Source organism: uncultured Roseovarius sp., assembly GCF_913057115.1.
GTDB lineage: Bacteria > Pseudomonadota > Alphaproteobacteria > Rhodobacterales > Rhodobacteraceae > Roseovarius.
On the sequence record NZ_CAJXNN010000013.1, the window covers coordinates 1 to 13,120 of the forward strand.

Below are 13,120 nucleotides of genomic sequence, written 5' to 3' on the forward strand. Positions count from 1 at the left end.
GACGCTAGCGGCAACCATCCGAGCGATAAGAACTACGCAACCCTGATCATGATCCCTCTGCCAGATCCCGACGTTTGCAACTAGCGCTGTACTTATTGCTTCTCCCACATCGTGAAATAATATCGAGACCTCTAGCTGTTTCGGTCTGCCACGTTTGCCGTTGCCGGGGAACACCCAAGCCTTGGGACCGTCTTCCTCTAGGTATACTGTCGAGTAGTAGATCGCAGCTTCCGCCAGAGCCTCCAGGAGTTGATGGTACTTGCTGGTTGCGCGGATAGATTGAAGTCTTTTCGCGATAGGAGAGTGGCCGGCAGATTTGTCGGCTAGGTAAAGAAGGAGCTTGTGACTTATCCGCTCCGTCAAATCACGGCGGCTAATGTCGTCGTAAATGCCCGAGGCAGGGACCTGATCCTCGTGCTTATTCGGAACACAAAGGGCTGCCACCGAAGCAGACAGTGTCGTCATACCTCAGCTCCAATTCGCACCACATCTGCGCCGTCGACACCTTTCGCGTGCCCCATAGAGCAGTATGTGTCCCAAGCGTTCATCAGCCTGCGGCGCTTCTCGAAGAGTGTCCCACGCGCGTACGCGGCTTCAGCCTTATCCTTGAGCTGATGCGCGAGCGCATGTTCGATTACCTCACGAGGAAAATTGGTGGTTTCACCAGCCCAGTCTCGGAACGTGCTTCTGAAGCCGTGAACTGTCACCGGAACGCCCATGCGCTTAAGTACTGCCCCCAAAGTCATGTCTGACAGCATCCCACCACGCGGGGCCTTGAAGATGATTTCATCATTTCCCTCGGCTGGAAGTAGTCGCAAAATCTCCAGCGCCCTAGGTGGCAGCGGCACGCAGTGCTCTTTCCCTGCTTTCATGCGATGGGATGGGACGGTCCATTCGCCTTTGCTCAAGTCAACCTCTGCCCAGGTCGCACCTCTAACCTCACCTGACCGTGCCGCGGTCAGTATGCAAAATTCTAATGCAAGTGCGGCTGTGCCTGATCTCTCGCGCAAAGCTGCCATAATAGCCCCAACTTCATGGTAAGGCAGGGCACTGTGGTGCTTCACCTTCCTGGTCTTGCTCGGCGCAGGTAGAACCTTATCTAGGTTTCCCTTCCAACGTGCGGGGTTTTCTCCGTCACGGTAGCCGTGCACCTTGGCCCAATCCAAAACGTTTTCGATCCGCCCCCGCAGTCGTGATGCAGTCTCGGTCTTGGTCTTCCAAATAGGAGCTAGCACGTCCTTCACGTGCGCAAGTTGAATGTCCTTCACAGCCAACTGTCCTATTACTGGTACCGCGTAGGTTTCTAGCGTGTTCTCCCACTGCTGACGATGCTTGGGGTTCCGCCATTCTGAGCTCTTATCAGCGAGAAACCGACGAACGGCTTCTGCGAAGGTCAAACGCATGCCTTGAGCCGCCTTCAGGGCGTCCTGTCGCTCTTGGCGTTCCTGTATTGGATCAATGCCGTTAGCAATCTGCATCCGCATTTGGCGTGCAGCTTCGCGTGCCATTGCGAGTGTGACGCCGGGATATCCTCCTAGCCCAATGTCTCGAACAATGTCGCCAACTTTACAGCGTAGTATCCAAGAGCGAGCATTTCCCCGCACCTGCAGAGCGAGACCTGGAATCACCCCGACAAAGTGTAGTCCGTTGCTTGTTAGTCGGGTGACCTCAAGCGCTGATAGCTCTTTTGCCTTTCTCGGCATAACCCATTTTCCTACCCATTTATGAATATGCGATTGAGAAATACTATATGTTACGCTGTGAGACAGCGGCAACCACTAAAGTGCATTTGAATCAATAATTTAAGCAACAGCGAAATGCGTGCGTAGATGTTCGTACAGTGTCACATAGGTGTAGGTAAGTTATATGCAGGGGGACTTCGTCTCCGCCATCAATTCAAACCGTGACGAGGGTCATTGCTTTTGCCGGGACGTTGGCGGCTTTTGCCTCGGCTTTAGGTTGCTTTGGCTTGTTGCCAGATATCTTCGATTTGCGAGGATAGCAGCATGGGGTCGACCGGTTTGGTGATGACCGCGAGCGCGCCTTTTTGCAGGAGTTCCTGGGAAAAGGAATCCTCGGCCTTGGCGGTCAGGAAGACGGCGGGCAGGCTGGCGGTTTCGGGCTTTGCTGTCAGTTTGCGCCAGACGTCTTCGCCCGACATATCGGGCATCATGACGTCCAGCAGCAATAGCTGTGGCTGGACGGACTCCACGGCGTCCACGGCCTCTTGCCCGCTGGCGAATTGGTGTACGTCGAAGGACCCAACCGTTTCGAGGGCCATTTTGATGATCGTGCGGATATCGGCATCGTCATCAACGTGAAGGATTGTTTTCAATGGCTCGCTGGGCACGACAGCCTCCTGATTGGGAGCGATGGGGAAGTCTAGGATATTGGTAGAGGTCATATCGTCCCCGCCCTTGTTTTGCACGATGTTTGGGTTTCAATGACGAGGTGCGCCGGAACCCGGAACGAGAAAGTGCTGCCTCTCCCAACGTCGGAAATCACCGCGACCGGGTATTCGAGGCGTTGCAGAATCGCGGCGACGATGGCGAGGCCAAGACCGGTGCCGGGACGATTGCTGCCATCGCTGGCGCGGGCTTGCGAAAAGGGTTTGAACAACGCTCTTTGCTCCTCCGGGGCAATGCCCGGGCCCTGATCCGTGACGGAAAAGATGATGCTGCGGTCTTCTTGGGCTATGCTGAACTTCACGGTGCCGCCTTTTGGCGAGTACTTTATGGCGTTCGAGGCGAAATTGGTGATGACCTGCCCCATACGATCAGCATTGCCAAGCACTGTGGCGCTGGTCAAGCAATTGTCGATTTCAAGGGTGACCTCATGTTCGGCTGCAACCCCCGAGACAAGCTCCACCGTGTCGCGAAGGCACTGAACGAGGTCCATCTCGTTGATCGAGAAGTCCATCTTGTTGCATTTGATTTTTTCGAAATCGAGAATGTCGTTCACGATCGACAGGAGGCGGTCGGTGTTGCGCGATGCGATATCGACCACGCTATGGGTCTGATCGTCAAGTTTGGCGATAACGCCGGCCTTCAGCAACCGCAGGGCGCCGTGGATGGAGGTAAGCGGTGTGCGCAATTCATGGCTAACGGTGGAGACCGTTTGAAGTTTGGCATTTTCCAGGGATTTCCGGTCGGCCAGGTCTCGGACAGTGGAGACGAAGAAGCTGCCTTCGCCTGCGATGGTGACGAGCTTCGTGGTCACCTCGATTGGCCCGGTGGGGAAGGTGAGCTCAACAGTCAGTTCGGCTTGGCTGCCGTCCAAGAGCGCGGCGGTTTTTCGGTGAAAGGCGTCGATATCGAAAGTGGCGACGGTATCGCAGATGGTTTTGCTTGATGCGTCTTGCAGGCTCCAGCCGACGCGGTGACGGGCGGCTTGGTTCACGTAGCGGATGCGCAGCGTTTCGCAGCAGTAAACGTAGACCTCGTGCTGCAAATCTTCGAGTACAGCTTCGAGAAATGAAGGATCTGCGGTTTGTTTTGACGGCGGAGTTGTCACTACATCCAAGTGGTTTGGACTCTTAACTTTCTGTTGCATCGTTACCTTTCCGAACCTCGGATTTAATCCGGACTGTTCAATAAAAAAACCATATGATGGTCATTGGGCTGGATAATGGAATTCTTGGGGCAAGCTCCCTTTGCTCATAACATTGTACGCGGTCGTCATGCCGCTATCTCCAGTTCATTTGCATTAATCGGAATGGAGATGGTGAAGGTGCTGCCGCGACCCAGGTTGCTTTCGACGTCGATCTTGCCGCCGTGCAATGCGATGATTTCCCGTGTGATGGCGAGCCCAAGTCCCGTGCCGGAATTGCGTCGGGTCACGGTGGCGTCGACCTGTACGAATTGGTCGAAGATCTGTTCGAAGTCCTCGGCAGAGATACCGCAGCCTGTGTCGCGTACCATGATGCGGACATGGCTTTCGTCGTGTTCGGACGAGATGTGGATGCCGCCGCTCTCGGTGAATTTGATCGCGTTGCCCACCACGTTGATCAAGGCTTGTCTGAGGCGCTTGGGGTCTGCGACCATGGGCACCGCGGCGACGTCGGTTTGCAGAGTGAGGCCTTTTTCCGCGGCCTTGATTTCAAGCCCTGTGGTGACGGTTTTCACCAGGTCTTTGAGATCGAGGGGCTCGGGGTGCAGTTTTATCTTCTCGGCTTCGAGCTGGGCGCGATCCAGAATGTCGTTGATGAGATTCAACAAGTGATCGCTGGACGTCGTGATACGGTTCGACATGGATGCGACCTCGGAGTGCAATTCGGCGAGGGCGCGTTTGCGGGTCTCGATATCGCAGCTGGTGGTCATGGCCTGTTCGAGGGCCTTGTAACTGCGCAGGACCGATAGGTTTTCAAGGAAACGGGCATAGCCGATGACAGAGGTCAGCGGCGTGCGCAGTTCGTGGCTGATGATGTTGAGGAAGTTGTTCTTGGCCTGGTTGGCGGCCTCGGCCCGCTGCTGGGCTTGTTTGAGTTCGGTGACATCAACCCGGAAACCCACGGTGTTGCCTTCCGGTGACCGTGTTTCCGCGACCTTCAGCCAACGTCCGTCTGCCAATTTCTGCTCGACCGGTTCGGTGGGGTTTCTGTGGGCCGCGAGGCGTTCCTTGAGCCACTCTTCTTCTCGGCCGATGGCTTCGGAGTATTGGCCGGCTTTCAGGCCGGCGCGCAGGATGTTTTCGAAGGTATTGCCGGGAAAGATCGCATCGTGGGTCAGATTGTAATAGTTTGCGTATTTGTCGTTGGCGAAGACGAGGCGATCGTCTTGGTCATAAAGGGCGAAGCCGTCTTCGATGGAATTGATCGCTGAGCGCAGTTGATTTTCGACCGTCCTTTTGGACTTGTAAATCGTCCAAAGCGCCAGCAAGAGAAAGCCGATCACGCCGCAGGTTACGGCGGATAGCGCCCAGACCAAAGCGGAGGCGCTGACGTCTTTTGGCCAACCGTCGCTTGGCACAAGGCCGATTTGCCAGGCTTTGGAGCCGATCGGCAGACTGTTCAGCACGGGGCTTTGTTTGAAGACATCGTCGTTTCCGTAGAGAATCCCGGAGGGATTGGAGTTTGGATCCAGCTTGCGTATGGCGACGTCATGATCGCCGATGCCGTGGCCTTCGACGATCCGGGACAAGAGAGTTTCGCGGTCGATGATCACCGAAATCACGCCGGACGAGGGGGATGAACCGCTGCCGTCACCCTCGATGAAGTATGGAGACCGTTGAACAAACGCGGTTCCGCCTTGTATCAGATCGACCGGGCCGAGGAGCGTGGTTTCGCCGCTGTTCAGGACGTGGTCGATGCCTTCAATCTGGGTAGGCAGCGTGCGGTAATCCACGCCGAGCACGGATTCGTTACCCTCAAAGGGAAATACCCGGTCAACGACGTACCCACTGGAAAGCCCCACATTGATCACCGAAGGAGAGGTTTCGACCAACGGTGCCACAAGGTCTTGATATTCCGATTGGCTCAGGTTTGGTTGCCGCTCGATGACGGACCGGATTGCTTGAGCGATGACCTCAAACTTGATCAGTTCGTGTTGTAGGGCGTGTCTAATCGCTTCGGCGTGGTTGGTTGTGTCTTGGAGTGCCTCTTGTCGTGAATTGTTCAGCAGATAGGAGTTGACCCTCTCCGCCATGAAGGTGGTCAGTAGAAGCGTGAGCGCAATCGTGACGACGAGCGCTATTGGAAAGTCGCGTGGCTTCAACACCCTGATAAGACTGTCCGTTCGTCCAACCACTATTGCGCCCTTTCTTGCATCCTGTCCTGTTTCGTCATTGGTGCCGCTGATAGCCGCACCGCCGGCATTACTCAGATGTCCGAGAGTTCTTGTTCCAGAAGGTCGAGGAAACTGTTGATCTCCTCATCGAGTTGGCTGATCTCTTCGGCTGGCAAAGCGCCTTTCGGAGCCTGCAATATGCGCATTTCCAGCGCATAGGCCCGTTGTCCGATGTCAGGCAGACCGAGGCTACCGGCGATGCCGCTGATGCGGTGCGCGTCGGCTTCGATCACGGCGAGCGCGTCGCTTGTACTGCTGTGACCGGCGCGCGCATTGGCCCAGGCGGTTTCCATCCGGCAAATGCGTTCATCCAGTCCGGCGCAGAAGGATTCCCGCAAGGCGTGAAGCGTATTGGCGAGGCTGGCGTTGGTCTGGTTTTGTGGCGTCGCCATGGTATGGCTGTCTTGGGTCATGCGATGGCCTTTTGAATGAAGTCGTCGTCACGGTGATCCAGGCCCCTTGCGGCGCGGCGCGCGCGGCTGATGAGGGTGGTCGGGCACTGCAACGGGATAAAGCGCGCGCGGACCGGTTCGCCGATGCGCAGGCTGGGAAGCGTCATGCCGATGGCGTCATACCGCGTGCGGAGTTTGGCAAGCTCGGCATCGAGAGCCTGTTCGAGACGCGTTTGGTCTGTGTGGGTCTGATTGAGAAGAAGCGCTACGATGTCGCCCTTCCCGGGACAGACGAGCATATGAGGCGTTCCCGAAAGCGCCTTGGAGATGGCAAGCGCCAGATCGCTGAGCAAATCGGCATAATAGGCCGGGTCCAACATGCGATAGTAGCTTTCGGCCATGGGGATATGGAAGCCGATGGCACAGCTTTGGCGCAGGCGCATGTTGCCTTCCTTCAGCAGGAAGTTTTCCATCGAAACCATGCGAATGGCGCTTTCCACGTCGTCGAGGAAAACCTCGCTGTCGAAGCCCGGGGAGGCATATCGCGTCGCTTCCTGCTTGAGCAGCCGGTCGTGGAGCAACCGGGCCTGTGCGCGCTCGGCCAGAATGGATTTCGCCATTTCGAGCCGCAGTTTCAATTCCACGCTGTCCAGCGGTTTGGTGATGAAGTCGTTGGCCCCGGCGATAAAGGCCGAGTCCACCGACGCCTTGTCGGTCAGAGCCGAGATCATGATGATCGGGGTGGCCTGGTGATGCGGAATGGCGCGCAGCTTGCGCACGACTTCTATTCCGTCCATTGGCGCCATTCGAATGTCGACAAGAAAGCATTCGAACGGGCGATCTTCAGTCGCCACGCGGTCGAGGGCTTCGGGGCCGCTGTGGGCGGTTGCCAAATCAGTGAAGCCAAGATCAGCAAGCCGTGTCTTCAGCAGGTTACAGAAGAGAGGTTCATCGTCTATCGCCAGTATGCGCATCGTTTCCCAGCCCCGGGTAATTCAAAGTTCTCGCTCTGATTGTTCACGGCTAAATCGGGCGAAAATGTGGCGTGAGACCGCAAAAGGGAGAAAATATCCGGGTAAATCACCTTTGAGGCGAGGAGTTTGGCCATTGAGGAGGCTAAGAATTGACCTTACGTTGCGTCAAGTGCCTCTGGTTTTCCGGGCGGCGCGCTTGGTGTTCTGTGCAGGGTCAGAGTTCATCCCCGGCGGTCACGCCGCTGATGAGTTGGTAAGCCAGCAAATCACGGATGTCATGGGGGGAGCGAACCAGAGGGGCAAGCATCCCCCGCAGGGCTTTGCGATGTGCGGTGGCGTGGCGTTCGGCGGTGATCGCCTCATCCAGCGAAATGAAACGAAAGCGCAGCGATGCGCCCGGGCTGGCCTGTACGACCTTGGGAAGGTCGCATGGCAGCACCGAGGCAATCCGCGGGTAACCGCCGGTGGTTTGGCATTCGCTGAGCAAGACGAACGGGGTACCGTCGCCGGTGATCTGGATATCACCTGGGACGACCACTTCGGACAGAACGCTGAGGCCGGCGTCACTGTGAAAGCCTATATCGTCCGAGGTCAGGCGCACGCCCATGCGGCTGCCCTTCGCGTCGCGCTTGAAATCGGTTTCCTCGAAGCGGGCGACCTCGGACTCGGGGAAGAAATCGGTCTGAAGGCTTGGTACAACGCGCACCTCGCCGCCCTCGAACCTTGAATTCACGGGCAGCAGCCGATTGACCATGCCGGGCGCGTGATCCTGGGCGATGTCAAGTTGTGTTCCGGCTTGAACCAGCGTGCCGAGGCCGCTGGCCAAATGCGCGCTGCAGGAGCCAAGCTGTTGCGGGGCGGTGAATCCGCCGCCGACGTGCAGGTAGCCATATGAGCCCGTTTCGGCGCCGCCGATTGTCAGCTTGGCCCCCTGTGGCAATGCATGGCTGGCGTTCCATGCAATGCGGGTGCCGTCGATCGCCGCGCGCATCGGTGCGCCGGTGAGGGCGATGCGCAGGTCTTGCGCCGCCTCGAAGTCACCGCCCATACCTGCCATTTCAAGCGCGGCGAGGTCGTCGCCTTGGCCCAATAGCGCCGCACCTTCGGCAAGCGCCAAGCGGTCCGCCGCGCCACCACGTGACAAGCCAAAGCCCAAGTATCCAGGGCGACCAAGATCTTGCAGGGTCAGGCTTGGCCCGGCACGGTGAACGATGAGGCCGCCGCTCATGTCAGCACCTTGGAGGTCGCCCCGCCGTCGGGATCGTCTTGCATGGCCGCGAGGCGTTCGCGCGAGACCGGATCGAAGCGAACCTCGTCGCCGGGCCGCAGAACGAAGGGGGTGTCGCTTTCCGGGCGAAACAGGCGGAACGCGGTTTGCCCGATATGCCGCCATCCTGTGGGGGTGCTGACCGAGAAAAGCACCAACTGTCTTATGGCGACGGTGAGCGCCCCTTCCGGCACCCGATCCGTCAGGGCCTTTTGGCGGGGTATGTCCCACGCCGGGTCCAGTTCACCGAGGTAGGGTTGCCCGGCGGCGAAGCCGATGGTTTGAACCCTGACGCGGGATTCGGAGATCGAGGTGATCGCCTCGTCCCGGGTAAGGCCCGCGGCGGCGGCGGCTTCGTCGAGTTGCGGGGCGAGGTCGGTGCCGAAAACGGTCGGGATACGCCACGCGCGCCGCCCCGATGGGAGGCTGGCCTTGTACCAATCCTGCCGGTCGAGCATGGCTTGGACTTTGCCGCGCAGCTCCTTGTGATCGGTATGAAGAGGATCGAAGCGCAGGTAGGTCGAAACCAGCGAGGTCGAGGTTTCCTCGATCCCGTCTGGCGTGGAGGTGTCGAGTGCCGCGCGGAAGGCCAGCGCGGCGCGATTGGCCGGTTCGCTCAGGCTGTTGCCGAAGCTGACGAGCAGGCCGTCCACCCCGACGGTGCGGACCTGCGGCCAGTCGCCGGGTGCGCTGCGCCGGGGGGCATTCTGTGTTTGGTTAGACATCACTTTGGGTCTCTCAACGCCTTGGTTGGGAATATCGCGCCGGATGCGTTGGTTGCCGTCTCGTCCTTGGCCCGCGCATGCTACATCTGCCCCGGCAAGTAGGTGACGATCCCGGGGAAAACCGAGATCAGGATCAGGGCAAGAACCATCAGGCAAAAGAAGGGCAGGGCCGCCATGGCCACGAACAGGATGTCGCGGCCGGTCAATGATTGCAGCACGAACAGGTTGAAGCCCACCGGCGGTGTGATCTGCGACATCTCGACAACGATCACGAGGAAGATGCCGAACCACATCGGATCAATCCCGGCCTGCGTGACCATGGGCATGATGACCGAGGCGGTCAGCACGACGACCGAGATGCCGTCCAGAAAACACCCCATGATGACGAAAAATACCGTGAGGGCGGCAAGCAGCGTGAAGGTTGAAAGGCCAAGTGACCCGATCCATTCGGCGAGTATGCGCGGGATGCCTGTAAAGCCCATCGCCACTGTCAGGAACGAGGCCCCGGCGAGGATGAAGGCGATCATGCAGGAGGTGACGGTGGCCCCCATCAGTCCGTCGAGAAAGCTTTGCTTGGTGAGTGATCCGGAACTCCAGGACAGGATCAGCGCAAGGACGACGCCCACGGCGGCGGCATCGGTGGGTGAGGCGAGCCCTGCGTAGATCGAGCCGATGACACCAAGGATCAATAGCACCACGGGGATCAGGCGACGTGAGCGGCGCAGCCTTTCGGCGAAGGTCACGTTCAGGGTTTCGTCGGGCAGGCTTTTGCGGTTCAGAAAGGCCCATAGGACGACAAATCCAACAAACAGCCCGACAAGCAGAATACCGGGCAGGACGCCAGCCACGAAAAGCCGTGCAATGGATTGTTCGGTGGCCACGCCATAGACGATCAGAATGATCGACGGTGGGATCAGCAGGCCCAGTGTGGCGGAGCCCGCCAAGGTGCCGATCACCATTTTTTCCGGGTAGCCGCGTTGCGAAAGCTCCGGGATGGAGAGCTTGCCGATGGTGGCGGCGGTGGCCGCTGACGATCCGGAGACGGCGGCGAATATCCCGCAGGCGAAGATATTGACATGCAGCAGTTGCCCGGGCAGGCGCGTCAGCCACGGTGAGAGGCCTGCGAACATGTCATCCGACAGCCGCGAACGGAACAGGATTTCCCCCATCCAGATAAAGAGTGGCAGGGCGGCCAGCGCCCAAGAGTTGCCGTGACCCCAAAGCGTGGTGGCCATCACCAGCCCGATGGGCGCACCGCTGTAGAGTGCCATGGCGGCAATACCGACGCCCAGAAGGGCAAAGGCCACCCAAAGCCCCGCCCCGAGGAAAGAGAACAGCAGGACGAGGAGGATGACGGAGAGAAGTGCGATGGACATGGCTGGGCCTCACTCGTTCAAAAGGTTTTCGCCCTTGCCAGTCCAACTGGCCGGGTGACCGCGCAGGAGGCTGACGAGTTCGTCGGCCAGCGCGAGGGTAAGGACGAGAAGGCCCAATGCGACCGGCACCTGTGGAATCCAAAGCGGGACCGAGACCATGCCCGCGCTTTTGTCGCCGAACTCATGCGATTCCATGACCAGCAGGATCATGTAGTAGGTGCCGAAGGCGGACATGGCGAGGGCCACAAGGGTCACGATGATCTCGGTCACGCGACGGGTTTTGCTGCTAAGTGTCCGCGTGACGAGCGTGACCCGGATATGCCCGCCCGCCCGAAGCGTGTAGGCCAGAGCCAGGAAGCTGGACGCGGCAAGGAAAAACCCGGTGAAGTCAGCATAAGAGGGAATCGTTACGCCGAGGCCTGAGCCGGTGATTGCGGCGGTGATCTTGTCAGCGAAGTTGAGGCCGACCTGCGCGAAAACCAGCGCCACGATCGCCACGATGAAAAGTGCCGCAAGGCCACCGGCCGCGCGATAGAGCATGTCGAGAACGCGCCGCATGATTGTCGTCTCCCTGTGGGTGGAGGGGCGCCCGGGCGCGTCTTGGTGCGCGCCTCGGGCTTTTGGTCAGCTTGCCTTAGCCTTGGTAGGCGTCGAGAAGCTGCTGTCCGGTCTCGCCGGCGTCTTCTTTCCAGCTTTCGAGCATCTGTGCGCCGATGTCACGCAGACCGTTCATCAACTGATCCGAAGGCTCGACCACGGTGATGCCGTTTTCTTTGAGGACCTCGACCATTTCAGCGGATTCCGCCTTGCTCATCTCCCAGCCGCGGGCTTCGGCGGCGGCAGCAGCTTCGAGGACAGCGCTCCGGGTTTCCTCGTCAAGCCGACGGAACGCACGCTTGTTCACCACGACGATGTTCTTGGGAATCCAAGCCTGAATGTCGGTGTAATGCGACAGGAAATCCCAAGCCTTGGAGTTCACACCGGTGGAGGGCGAGGTGATCATCGCCTCGACGCGCCCGGTGCTGAAGGCCTGCGGGATATCGGGGACTTCCACCTGTGTGGGGGCCGCGCCAGCAAGGTTGGCGAACTGTTCGAGCGTGGCGTTGTAGGTGCGGAATTTGAGGCCCGCGAGGTCATCGACCGAGGTGATTTCCTTGGTTGTGTAAAGCCCCTGCGGCGGCCACGGCACAGCGTAGAGCGGCATCAGGCCTTGCTCATCCAGAAGCTCGGTGATGACGCTTTCCTGTGCCTCCCACAGCTTCATCGCCTCATCATAGCTGGTGGCGAGGAAGGGCAGGGAATCCGCGCCGAAGGCCGGGTTGTCGTTGGCCAGCAACGACAGGAAGAACTCCCCGGCTGGAACCTGACCGCTGCGAACCGCTTTGCTGATTTCGGGGTGTTTGAATAGGGAGCCGGCCGAGTGGACCTTGATCGCCAGATCGCCGCCGGTGGCGTCTTCGATGTCCTTGGCGAATTCGTGGATGTTCTTGGTGTGGAAGGTCGCGTCGGGATAGGGGGTTGGCATATCCCATGTTTCGGCGGTTGCCGGAATGGCCAAGCCAGCCAAGGCTAAGGCTGCGCCGCTCAGAAGGTTCGTCATGTTCATCAGTCTTGCTCCCTGTTGTTTTATAGTAGCGGAACACTGACGTAACGTTGGCAAATTGTCAACGTTTTGTCAATTTGTTCTTCTGTGCTACCGCGCATCCCGCTGGGTCGGCGGTTGGGCTGGCGCAAGGTGCGGGCGATTGTCTTGCAAACTAAAATATGAAAAAGTCAGCGAAACGCAGGTGTTTTAACAACGATAGAGGCTGAAATCATGGCGCAATCCCAATCTGAAAGCCGTCGCATCGTTTCTTCGCGGCATTTGGCGGAAGGCGAAGGCTGGGAAATGTCGGAGTTCGAATTCGGCCTGATTATCGCCTTCAATGCCTTCTCCCGTTGGACGGTGCGGTGCATGGCGGCGGCTGGTCAGGGGGATTTGAACCCGCTGGACATCCTGATCTTGCACAACACGAACCACCGAAACCGCGACAAGCGATTGTCGGATATCTGTTTTTTGCTCAACATCGAGGATACGCACACCGTCAACTATGCGCTTCGGAAGCTTTCGAGGGCGGGGCTGATTGTCTCGGAAAAACGCGGCAAAGAGGTTTTTTACCGCACCTCCGAAGAGGGCGAGGCGCTTTGCGAGGCTTATCGCGATGTTCGGCGGCAGTGCCTGCTGGATGTCTCGGGCGGTGCGGGTCTATCGGGTGAGGAGCTTCGTGAGTTCGCGCGCATCCTGCGCGGCCTCTCGGGGCAATACGATCAGGCAAGCCGCGCCGCGGCATCGCTGTAGAGCGACTCGATCAACGGATTTCCCGTTGATCTACGCCGATTCGTAGCGGCAGGCAGGTCATTTGCGTTACCGTCGAAAGGTTCAGGATGACTGGCGATCCCGCGAGGACTCGAACCCCGAACCTGCTGATTAGAAGTTATCTGCTATATTGTAGCACTGCGTTGCATGTCGGGTCACATATCCCTATATTTTATTGTAATATTAGCCGTCAAGCGTCGCATAGCGTTGCACTTGATATCACTCCATTACGCCAATTTTGGCACCC

13 protein-coding genes are annotated in these 13,120 nt (G+C 58.6%); 1 reads left to right on the forward strand and 12 read right to left on the reverse strand.

Annotation, left to right across the window (positions count from 1 at the left end; genetic code table 11):
* From QZ498_RS07420 to QZ498_RS07475, 12 genes are all read right to left on the reverse strand, one after another.
* Positions 1-465: hypothetical protein (locus QZ498_RS07420; RefSeq protein WP_294621198.1), on the reverse strand; the 465-nt coding region annotated here is incomplete at its 3' end.
* Positions 462-1,703, reverse strand: coding sequence for a site-specific integrase (locus tag QZ498_RS07425; RefSeq protein WP_294621199.1), 1,242 nt, complete (start codon positions 1,701-1,703; stop codon positions 462-464). The genes QZ498_RS07420 and QZ498_RS07425, both read right to left, overlap by 4 nt.
* A 251-nt stretch (positions 1,704-1,954) precedes the next feature.
* Positions 1,955-2,404 (reverse strand): response regulator, encoded by a 450-nt coding sequence (locus tag QZ498_RS07430; RefSeq protein WP_294621200.1) that lies wholly within the window; start codon positions 2,402-2,404, stop codon positions 1,955-1,957.
* Positions 2,401-3,552 carry a PAS domain-containing sensor histidine kinase gene (locus tag QZ498_RS07435; protein ID WP_294621202.1) on the reverse strand — a complete coding sequence of 384 codons (1,152 nt, stop codon included), beginning with the start codon at positions 3,550-3,552 and terminating at the stop codon, positions 2,401-2,403. The genes QZ498_RS07430 and QZ498_RS07435 overlap by 4 nt, the downstream gene beginning before the upstream one ends.
* 125 nt (positions 3,553-3,677) lie before the next feature.
* The gene (locus QZ498_RS07440; protein ID WP_294621203.1) at positions 3,678-5,744 is read right to left on the reverse strand and encodes an ATP-binding protein; all 2,067 of its coding nucleotides are present in this window, start codon (positions 5,742-5,744) and stop codon (positions 3,678-3,680) included.
* Between the two features lie 71 nt (positions 5,745-5,815).
* Positions 5,816-6,196 (reverse strand): Hpt domain-containing protein, encoded by a 381-nt coding sequence (locus QZ498_RS07445; RefSeq protein ID WP_294621204.1) that lies wholly within the window; start codon positions 6,194-6,196, stop codon positions 5,816-5,818.
* Positions 6,193-7,149: a response regulator gene (locus QZ498_RS07450; protein ID WP_294621205.1), complete on the reverse strand. Its 957-nt coding sequence runs from the start codon at positions 7,147-7,149 to the stop codon at positions 6,193-6,195. Before QZ498_RS07450 ends, QZ498_RS07445 begins: the two co-directional genes overlap by 4 nt.
* 214 nt (positions 7,150-7,363) lie before the next feature.
* A complete protein-coding gene (locus QZ498_RS07455; protein WP_294621206.1) occupies positions 7,364-8,377 on the reverse strand; it encodes an urea amidolyase in 1,014 nt (337 codons plus the stop codon).
* Positions 8,374-9,141 carry a carboxyltransferase domain-containing protein gene (locus QZ498_RS07460; RefSeq protein WP_294621208.1) on the reverse strand — a complete coding sequence of 256 codons (768 nt, stop codon included), beginning with the start codon at positions 9,139-9,141 and terminating at the stop codon, positions 8,374-8,376. The genes QZ498_RS07455 and QZ498_RS07460 overlap by 4 nt, the downstream gene beginning before the upstream one ends.
* Before the next feature lie 80 nt (positions 9,142-9,221).
* Positions 9,222-10,517, reverse strand: a complete 1,296-nt coding sequence (locus QZ498_RS07465) for a TRAP transporter large permease subunit (RefSeq protein WP_294621209.1) — start codon at positions 10,515-10,517, stop codon at positions 9,222-9,224.
* Positions 10,518-10,526: 9 nt separating this feature from the next.
* Positions 10,527-11,075, reverse strand: coding sequence for a TRAP transporter small permease (locus QZ498_RS07470; protein ID WP_294621210.1), 549 nt, complete (start codon positions 11,073-11,075; stop codon positions 10,527-10,529).
* Positions 11,076-11,151: 76 nt separating this feature from the next.
* Positions 11,152-12,123, reverse strand: coding sequence for a TRAP transporter substrate-binding protein (locus QZ498_RS07475; protein ID WP_294621211.1), 972 nt, complete (start codon positions 12,121-12,123; stop codon positions 11,152-11,154).
* A gap of 210 nt (positions 12,124-12,333) precedes the next feature.
* Between QZ498_RS07475 and QZ498_RS07480 the strand changes: the two genes are divergently transcribed.
* A complete protein-coding gene (locus QZ498_RS07480) occupies positions 12,334-12,855 on the forward strand; it encodes a winged helix DNA-binding protein (protein WP_294621212.1) in 522 nt (173 codons plus the stop codon).
* The last annotated feature ends 265 nt before the right edge of the window (positions 12,856-13,120 follow it).

Bases quoted from the DNA above. Each gene is read 5' to 3' on its own strand.
- QZ498_RS07425 (WP_294621199.1), bottom strand. From the start codon at position 1,703: ATGCCGAGAAAGGCAAAAGAGCTATCAGCGCTTGAGGTCACCCGACTA.
- QZ498_RS07430 (WP_294621200.1), bottom strand. From the start codon at position 2,404: ATGACCTCTACCAATATCCTAGACTTCCCCATCGCTCCCAATCAGGAG.
- QZ498_RS07435 (WP_294621202.1), bottom strand. From the start codon at position 3,552: ATGCAACAGAAAGTTAAGAGTCCAAACCACTTGGATGTAGTGACAACT.
- QZ498_RS07445 (WP_294621204.1), bottom strand. From the start codon at position 6,196: ATGACCCAAGACAGCCATACCATGGCGACGCCACAAAACCAGACCAAC.
- QZ498_RS07450 (WP_294621205.1), bottom strand. From the start codon at position 7,149: ATGCGCATACTGGCGATAGACGATGAACCTCTCTTCTGTAACCTGCTG.
- QZ498_RS07455 (WP_294621206.1), bottom strand. From the start codon at position 8,377: ATGAGCGGCGGCCTCATCGTTCACCGTGCCGGGCCAAGCCTGACCCTG.
- QZ498_RS07460 (WP_294621208.1), bottom strand. From the start codon at position 9,141: ATGTCTAACCAAACACAGAATGCCCCCCGGCGCAGCGCACCCGGCGAC.
- QZ498_RS07465 (WP_294621209.1), bottom strand. From the start codon at position 10,517: ATGTCCATCGCACTTCTCTCCGTCATCCTCCTCGTCCTGCTGTTCTCT.
- QZ498_RS07470 (WP_294621210.1), bottom strand. From the start codon at position 11,075: ATGCGGCGCGTTCTCGACATGCTCTATCGCGCGGCCGGTGGCCTTGCG.
- QZ498_RS07475 (WP_294621211.1), bottom strand. From the start codon at position 12,123: ATGAACATGACGAACCTTCTGAGCGGCGCAGCCTTAGCCTTGGCTGGC.
- QZ498_RS07480 (WP_294621212.1), top strand. From the start codon at position 12,334: ATGGCGCAATCCCAATCTGAAAGCCGTCGCATCGTTTCTTCGCGGCAT.